The 2,213-nt window shown below is 68.9% G+C and carries 1 protein-coding gene and 1 pseudogene; both read left to right on the forward strand.

Features of this window, described 5'->3' with window-relative positions:
* Positions 1-220: pseudogene (locus ACTS11_RS18720) on the forward strand (tRNA uridine-5-carboxymethylaminomethyl(34) synthesis GTPase MnmE); the annotation flags it as partial.
* Between the two features lie 11 nt (positions 221-231).
* The gene (gene mnmG / locus ACTS11_RS18725; RefSeq protein ID WP_442641803.1) at positions 232-2,097 is read left to right on the forward strand and encodes a tRNA uridine-5-carboxymethylaminomethyl(34) synthesis enzyme MnmG; all 1,866 of its coding nucleotides are present in this window, start codon (positions 232-234) and stop codon (positions 2,095-2,097) included.
* The last annotated feature ends 116 nt before the right edge of the window (positions 2,098-2,213 follow it).

Consider the following 2,213-nt stretch of genomic DNA (forward strand, 5'->3'; position numbering starts at 1 on the left):
GATCGCCACCGCAACACATGCACGGCACAGGGCGGCCATGCAGCGGGCGCTCGTGTCCATCGGTGCCGCCCGGAATGCGCTGGACGAAATGCCGGACGCGCCCGAGATCGCTGCCGAGCACCTGCGCGACGCCATGGCCGCGCTTGACTCGCTGACGGGGCGCATCGATATCGAGGCCATCCTGGGCGAGATCTTCTCCTCGTTCTGCATTGGCAAGTAGGAGTGTTTCACGTGAAACATCGGGACTTCGATGTCGTCGTCATCGGTGGCGGGCACGCAGGCGTCGAAGCGGCCGCGGCCTCCGCACGGTCCGGTGCGCGCACGGCGCTCGTCACGCTGTCGCGCGACGGGATCGGCGTCATGTCCTGCAATCCGGCAATCGGCGGCCTCGGCAAGGGGCACCTCGTCCGCGAGATCGATGCGCTCGGCGGTGTCATGGGCATGGCCGCGGACCGCTCGGGCATCCAGTTCCGCCTGCTAAATCGACGCAAGGGTCCGGCGGTCCGCGGACCACGCACGCAATCCGACCGCGCGCTCTATCGTCAGGCCGTGCTCGAGGCCGTGGAAGCCCAGCCGGGCCTCGCGGTGATCGAAGGCGAAGTGGCCGACCTGCTGGTGGCGGGCGGACAGGTCCAGGGTGTGATGCTTGCCGACGGGGCCGAGGTGCCGGCCAGCGCCGTGGTCCTGACCACGGGAACCTTTCTGCGCGGCGTGATCCATATCGGCGATGTCTCACGGCCGGGCGGCCGCATGGGCGACAAGCCGTCCGTCCGGCTGGCGGAGCGGCTGGACGATCTCGGCCTGCCGCTCGGGCGGCTCAAGACGGGGACGCCGCCGCGCCTGCACACGCGGAGCATCCGGTGGGACATCCTCGAGATGCAGCCGGCGGACGACGCGCCCTCGATGTTCTCCTTCCTGTCGGAGAGGCCTTACGTCCGGCAGATCTCCTGCGGGATCGCGCACACGAACGCGCGCACCCACGAGATCATCACGCGGAACCTCCCGCGTTCGGCCATGTACGGCGGCCACATCCAGGGGGTCGGCCCGCGCTATTGCCCCTCCATCGAGGACAAGGTGGTGCGCTTCGCCGACAAGACCTCGCACCAGGTCTTCCTCGAACCCGAAGGGCTGGAGAGCGAGGTCGTCTACCCGAACGGGATCTCCACCTCGCTTCCGGCCGAGGTGCAGGAGGATTACGTCCGCTCGATCGAAGGGCTGGAGGCGGCGGAGATCCTCCAGCCGGGCTATGCCATCGAGTACGACTATGTCGATCCGCGCAGCCTCGACGATCTCCTGCAACTGAAGGCACTGCCGGGGTTGTTCCTCGCCGGTCAGATCAACGGCACCACGGGCTACGAGGAGGCCGCGGCTCAGGGTCTCGTGGCGGGACTGAACGCCGCGCGGCAGGTTCAGGGGCAGGCACCGGCGCGCTTCGGGCGGGACGAGGCCTATATCGGTGTGCTCGTCGACGACCTCGTGACGCGCGGCGTGTCCGAACCCTACCGGATGTTCACCTCACGCGCCGAGTATCGTCTCTCGCTCCGTGCGGACAATGCCGATCAACGGCTCATGCCGCGCGCGCTGAACTGGGGCATCCTCGACGCTGCGCGGGCCGAGGCCTTCGAGCGCCGGATGTCTCTGCTCGACCGGGGGCGCGACGCGCTGCTCGCCCGCGAGATGTCGCCGACCGAGGCGCGGAAGGCCGGACTGCCGGTCAACCAGGACGGCATCCGACGAAACGGCATGCAGCTCCTCGCCTTTCCGGATATCGGCATCGCCGACCTCCGTCCCCTCGTGCCCGAGCTCGAGGGCCTTCCCGAGAACACGCTGGAACAGCTCGAGATCGAGGCGCTTTATGCCACCTACGTGGAGCGGCAGAAGCGCGACGCCGAGGCGCTGGCCCGCGACGAGGGCGAAGTGATTCCCGAGACGCTGGATTACGCGACCCTCACCGGTCTTTCGACGGAGCTTCGCGGCAAGCTCGGACGCATCCGCCCGCGCACGCTGGGGCAGGCGGGGCGGATCGACGGGATGACGCCGGCGGCGCTCGCGCTCATCCTGACGCGAATCCGCCAAGACCAGCGGCGCTCGGCGTGACGGAGGAGGAGGCGCGGGACCGGATCGCGGCGGGTGTTTCACGTGAAACACTCACGCGCCTCGACCTCTACGCCGACCTCCTGGGGAAGTGGCAACGGCGGATCAACCTCGTCGCG

Source organism: Roseicyclus sp., from assembly GCF_052168335.1.
Lineage (GTDB): Bacteria > Pseudomonadota > Alphaproteobacteria > Rhodobacterales > Rhodobacteraceae > Roseibacterium.